Here is a 6,011-nt window from a genome sequence, read left to right on the forward strand (position 1 = left end):
GCGCGCCCACCCCCCCCCCCCCCTGACCGCGCACAGGCCCCCGGGATGGGGGGTCCCGGGGGGCGCACCCCCCGGGGCCCCCCCCCCCCGCCCCCGCGCCCTGGGGGGGCGCGGCGCGAAAGCCGGCGCCGCGCTCGCTGGAGGAGGCCGCGCTGCTCGCGTCGGCCGGTGGGCGTGAGCCCGCGCCGCCGGGCGCCGACGCGCGGGTGCGCCGGGCCGAGCAGATGACCGCCGCCGGCCCCGGGGCCGCCCGCACCGTGCGCTCGCTGACCGGAACGGGAGGCCGCCGCATCCGGATTTCCACAGCCCGTGGCCCTTCAACCGGGTGTTCCGTGAACGGTTCGGACTGCCGCCGGGCGCGTATCGGCACCGTAATCACCAGGCGTTTCGCCATGGCGACAACCTATCGCCCGGCCCTGTTGACAATTCGTCAATTCACCTGGGCGGCGGAACAATGGCAAAACCTCAGGATCTCTTGTTCAGACAAGCTGGCCTGTGCGAAAGTGTGCGCTGGCGCTGCGCGGGCCATTGCATTTCCCGCTGCGCGCCAGGCTTTTCCCGTACGCCCCCCACGCTTCAAAAGAGCTGCCGAAGGCGGACGCTCGGGATGCCGAACCTTGTTCGGGACAGGTTCGGCCCGGCCGCATGCCCATTGGTATGGACTTAATCCCGTGTTGCGTCTGGGAGGAATGCAGCCGTGAATGACGCGCGTCCGTCGAATTCGCCGGGCCACGGCCGGCCGTTCGGCGTCACGGACGAGCAGCTGAGCGCCGAGCTGAAGCAGTGGACGGGGAGCACGCCCGCACTCCACCCGGTGGGCGAACTCCTCGACCGGCACTGGGAAGCGGCCTTCGCCTACGCCCGGCTGTGCACCGACGGACCCCGCGCGGCCGGGATGCTCACCACCGCGGCGTTCACGAGGCTCTTCGGCGAGTCGCTCCGGCAGGCGGGCCCGACCTCCGCGTGGCGGTCCCATCTGCTGGTCACCGTGCGGCGCATCGCGGCGGAGTGGGCCGGCGACGGCCGCCAGGAACAACTGCACCCCGCCCTCCTGTCCGGCGCCGTCGCCGCCGGGGAACGTCCGGGCGCCCTGTTGTTGCCGCCCTCCGACCGGCGACTGCTGTCCCGCGCGTTCCAGCGCCTGCCCCAGTCCTCCCGCGCCGTGCTGTGGCACACCGAGGTCGAGTCCGAACCGCTCTCGATACCGGCCGGACTGCTCGGCCTGGACGAGGAGGGCGCGCGGGCCGAACTCCGGCGGGCCCGCGAGCGGCTGCGCGAGGAGTGCCTGCAGGTCCACCGCGAACTCGCCGCCGAGGACGAGTGCCTGCGCTACGTCCGGATGCTGGACGTGACCTCCCGGCGCGGCGACCTCGCCGTCGACCCGGACCTCCAGGCACACCTGAACCGCTGTACGCACTGCCGCCACACCGCCGACCAGCTCGCCCAGTTCAACGGATTCATCGGCGCCGCCCTGGCCGAGGCCGTCCTCGGCTGGGGCGCACAGGCCTACGTGGAGTCCCGGGCGGGACTGACCGGGGAAACCGCCGAGCAGGAGCCCCCGCAGGCGCCCGCCCCGGCACCGGCCGGCGGCGAATCGTTCACCGCCGCGGCTCCCGTCCCGGGCGAGGCCGCTGCCGCCACTGCCTCCGGCCCGTCCACGCGTGACGGCGCCCGCCGCCCGGCGCCCGGATCCCGCACCGGCGCTCCCCGTCCGGCGCCCGCGGACGGCACCCGTTCCCGCCGGTCCGCGCAGCGGGCGGCCCGGCGCGCCCGCCGGCGCAACCTCGCCGTGGCCGTGGCGACGGTGAGCGGACTCGTGGTCCTGCCGCTGGTCGTGTGGTCCGTCCTCTCCTCCGGCGACGGCTCCGCCCCGGCCGCGGGCGCCGGGTCGTCCAGGACACCCGGCTCCGGTCCCTCGGCGTCGGGACCGTCCTGGATCGGGACGGGCGAGACCGCCCAGGGGCAGGGCACCCTGGCCGGGCGGCTGCGCAACGCCGGATCCGGGCTGTGCGTCGGCGTCGTCGGCAAGAAGGCCGTCGAGGGCGCGGAGACCGAGCTTGCCAAGTGCTCCTCGGCCGCGAGCCAGCGGTGGACGTACGAGAGCGACGGACTGCTGCGCAACGCCGCAACCCCCGACCTGTGCCTGGACTCCCACCTCGGCTACTCGGTCCGGCTCGCCCCGTGCGCGGGCACGTCCCGCTCCGCCGGTAAGAACGTCCGCTACGACTTCACCCTCCAGGGCGCCCTGGTACCCCGCTGGAACCAGGACCTGGCCCTGAGCCCCGCCGCCACCGACGGCGCGGGCGCCCTCGTCCTCAAGACCCGCGCGAACACCAAGACCCAGCACTGGGTGATCGACACCTCCAATCCCGACCTCCAGATGGAGGTGGTCAACTGGGACGCCGACCGCGCTCAGTCGGCGCCTCCCAGGGCCGGGGCCACCCCCAAGGCGGCGAGGACTCCGACCCCGGCGCCCACCCCGCCGGCCCCGCGTCCGACTGCCTCCGGCACGGCCGACGCCTGCTCGGCGTATCCGTACTACTGCTCGTGGGACGGCCGGAACGGCGACTGGAACTACGGGTCCGGCGGGTCCTACGGCTCGGGCGGCGGCCACCGCGGCCGCTGAGGGAACCCCGCCGGCTCAGTGGTGGTGCGACGGCGGGGGAGGCAGCGTGGCGAGGCCGGGAGCCGGTTCGGGCCACACCAGCAGCACCGGGCAGGGCGCGTGGTCGACGACGAAGCGCGCGGCCGGGCCCAGGCTGTGCGGACCGAGCCGCGAACGGTCGCCGTCGCGGGCCAGCACCAGCAGGTCGGCGCCCTCCGCCACGGCCACCACCTCCCGCTCGGCACGCCCGGCCCGATCCAGCGGGGAACACGGCCGTCCCAGCCGCTCGGCGGCCGCGTCCAGGAGCCCCGCGGCCGACACGCCGCCGAGGTCCTCCATCCGGTCACCCGGGTCGCGCTCGGGGTGTCCCCGGCCGAGCAGCCCGGCGAACGCGCCGTGCCCCAGCCCCGGCACGGCCGCCTCACTGATGTGCAGGAGCACCACGTCGTCCGCCGCCGGAGCGTGGGCACGCACGGCGTCCACACAGGCGGGCCAGGTGCCCTCGACGAGCCAGACGATCACACGCATGCGGCCGGCCTCCCTCAGCTCTCACTGAACCTCGGTCCTCACTGAACCCAGGCCCTCATGAACCTCGGTCCTCACACAACCTGAAGCGATACCCACAGTGCCACCACCGCCGGGACCAGGGCGGCCGGCACGGTGAGCAGACCCAGCCGGGTGAACTCCTTGAGGTCCACACCGTGTTCGTGCTGATGGACGATCCGCCGCCACAGCAGGGTCGCCAGTGACCCGGCATAGGTGAGGTTCGGCCCGATGTTGACGCCGAGCAGCACGGCCAGGACGGCCCCGGGCCCGGCCGGCGCGGCCAGCGGCAGCAGGACCAGCACCGCCGGCAGGTTGTTGATGAGATTGGCCAGTACGGCCGCGAGCGCGGCGATGCCGAGCAGCGCGGGCAGGCCGGTGCCGGCGGGCAGGACGTGGCCGAGCGCGTCGGCCAGACCGTTGTCGACCACCGCCCGGACGACGATGCCGAGCGCCAGGACGAACGCGAGGAAGGCCGGTGCCGCCGCCCGCACGACCGTCATCGGCCCCGCCTTGCGCCGTACCAGGGCGCGCCCGGCGAGCACGAGCGCCCCCGCCAGCGCGGCCCACGCCGGTTCGACGCCGAACGCCGAGGTCACCACGAACCCCGCCAGGGTGCAGGCCACGGTCACCAGCGCGAACAGCGGCAGCTCGGGCGGCTCGCCGTCCCCCGGGGAGGGCGCAGCCGCCGACAGGTCGCGGGCGAAGAACCGGCGGAAGACCGCGTACTCCGCGCCGATCGCGACCAGCCACGGCAGGCCCATCAGCGCCGCGAACCGGGTGAAGCTCAGCCCGCTCGCCGCGAACGCCAGCAGGTTGGTCAGGTTGGACACGGGCAGCAGCAGGGACGCCGTGTTCGACAGATGGGTGCAGGCGTACACATGCGGCTTGGGCCGTACGCCCGTCCGCGCGGCGGTGGCGAACACCACCGGAGTCAGCAGCACGATCGTGGCGTCCAGGCTCAGCACCGCGGTGATCGCCGAGGCCAGCGCGAACACCGCGGTCAGCAGCCGCACCGGCCGGCCCGCCGCCCACCGCGCCATCCACGCCCCGCAGGCCCGGAAGAGTCCCTCCACGTCGCAGAAGTGGGCGAGCACCAGCACCGCCGCGAGGAACCCGATCACCGGCCCCAGCCGCGCGGCCTCCTCCCTGGCGTGGTCCAGGGAGATCGCGCCGGTGGCGATCACGATCCCGGCGGCGGGTACGGCGGTCACCGCCTCCGGCCAACCGAAGGGCCGCACGACGGCTCCGGCCAGCACGGCGACCAGGAGTACGACGGACAGGGCCTCGGCTAGCGCGGCGTTCAGGGCTCGGACCTCCGGGAACGGATCATGTGGTGCCCGCCCATGAAATCAGACGGCCGCGGGACGACTACGAGGACCGGGTCCCCGCCGCTCCGAGGAATTCCTCCCAGCCGCCCGTGGGGGCCTGCCCGGGGGAGAGCGTGCGCAACGTGCGCAGCACCGCCGGGTCCTGCGCCTCCAGCCACGCCACCAGCTGTCTGAAGGAGACGAAGCGCACGTCGTCGTGCTCCGCCATACGGCCGATGGCCTCCTCGACGGCGTCCATGTAGATGCCGCCGTTCCAGCGTTCGAAGTGGTTGCCGATGAAGAACGGCGCACGGTTGGTGGTGTACGCGCGACGGAATCCGGCCAGGTAGGTGTCACGGGCCTGGGCGCGCCACGCGTCGTACTGGGTGCGGTCGCCGACCGGGTTGCCGGCGGACTGGTTGAACATCATGTTGTAGTCCATCGACAGCACCTGGAAGGAGTGTCCGGAGAACGGTATGGACTGCAGCGGGAAGTCCCAGATCCGGCCGCCCTGGACCTTGCCCGGCCAGATCTGGAGTCCGCCGGGGGAGCTGGCGTCGTACTTCCAGCCGAGCGCGGCCGCCGTGGGCAGCAGCGCGGACTGGCCCTCCAGGCACGGGGTGCGGCCGCCGATCAGCTCCTTGCGATAGTCGAACGGCAGCGGTTCGAGGTCGGTGAAACCGGTGTTGGTCTTCCACCGCGTGACGAAGGAGACCGCCTGCTCGATCTCGCTGCGCCATTCGGCGGACGACCAGTTGCGCACGCCGTCCGCGCCGCAGAAGTGGCCGTTGAAGTGGGTGCCGATCTCGTGGCCCTCCAGCCAGGCCGCGCGGATCTGCTGGAGCGTGGCATGGATGTGCCGGTCGGCGAGGTAGCCGATCGCCGACGCGCCGACGGGGTGCTGCGGCGGACGGTACAGGTTCTTCCTGGCCTCGGGCAGCGTGTAGATGCCGCTGAGGAAGAAGGTCATCGAGGCGCCGTGGTCCGCGGCGACCTTGCGGAACCGGGTGAAGAGCCGGTTGCTCAGCTCGCCGGCGCCGTCCCAGGAGAACACCACGAACTGCGGCGGCCGCTGCCCGGCCTTCAGCCGCGTGGCCTTCGGCTGCTTGGGCTGAGCGCCGGTGTCCGCGGTGGAGCCGTCGCCGATGAGCTTCACGGGCCGGGCCCGCTCGGTGCTCCCGGCGCCCCCACGGCCGTCCCCGGAGCCGTCACCGCCGGCGGACAGGCCCCCGGCCCCGCAGGCCGAGAGGGTGCCCAGGGCGCCCGCCGTCGCCCCCGCGGTCAGCAGCCGCCTGCGTGAGATGCCGCTCATGTTCGTCCCCGATTTCCTCGTCGCGGCTCCGGACGGAGCCTCCTCGCTGTTGGGTCGACGGGTTCGATGGGCGGGTACGGCGGAAAGATCGGGGCGGCCGGGGCCTGTTGCAGTCCTGTGACAGTCGTGGCGGGGCGACGACGAACCCGGACATGACGAACCCGGACATGACGAACCCCGCTGCCCCGGGGGTGGGTCAGAGGGGGGCCGCTCGGGGTCGGGCAGGGGCCGGTGCCGGGGC

4 protein-coding genes are annotated in these 6,011 nt (G+C 73.8%); 1 reads left to right on the forward strand and 3 read right to left on the reverse strand.

The features are described from left to right. Positions 1 to 697 precede the first annotated feature (697 nt). Positions 698 to 2,626 (forward strand): ricin-type beta-trefoil lectin domain protein, encoded by a 1,929-nt coding sequence (locus ACFW2E_RS39500; protein WP_384474698.1) that lies wholly within the window; start codon positions 698 to 700, stop codon positions 2,624 to 2,626. A 15-nt stretch (positions 2,627 to 2,641) separates the two neighbouring features. On the opposite strand, the gene ACFW2E_RS39505 is transcribed toward ACFW2E_RS39500, so the two are convergent. The 3 genes from ACFW2E_RS39505 to ACFW2E_RS39515 form a co-directional block, all read right to left on the reverse strand. Beyond that, the gene (locus ACFW2E_RS39505) at positions 2,642 to 3,133 is read right to left on the reverse strand and encodes a universal stress protein (RefSeq protein ID WP_384474701.1); all 492 of its coding nucleotides are present in this window, start codon (positions 3,131 to 3,133) and stop codon (positions 2,642 to 2,644) included. A 71-nt stretch (positions 3,134 to 3,204) separates the two neighbouring features. Further along, the gene (locus ACFW2E_RS39510) at positions 3,205 to 4,455 is read right to left on the reverse strand and encodes an arsenic transporter (protein ID WP_384474707.1); all 1,251 of its coding nucleotides are present in this window, start codon (positions 4,453 to 4,455) and stop codon (positions 3,205 to 3,207) included. A gap of 64 nt (positions 4,456 to 4,519) precedes the next feature. Next, entirely contained in the window at positions 4,520 to 5,770 is a 1,251-nt protein-coding gene (locus ACFW2E_RS39515) for a hypothetical protein (protein ID WP_384474704.1), read from the reverse strand. Positions 5,771 to 6,011: the final 241 nt, after the last annotated feature.

This window comes from Streptomyces sp. NPDC058964 (assembly GCF_042741275.1).
GTDB lineage: Bacteria > Actinomycetota > Actinomycetes > Streptomycetales > Streptomycetaceae > Streptomyces.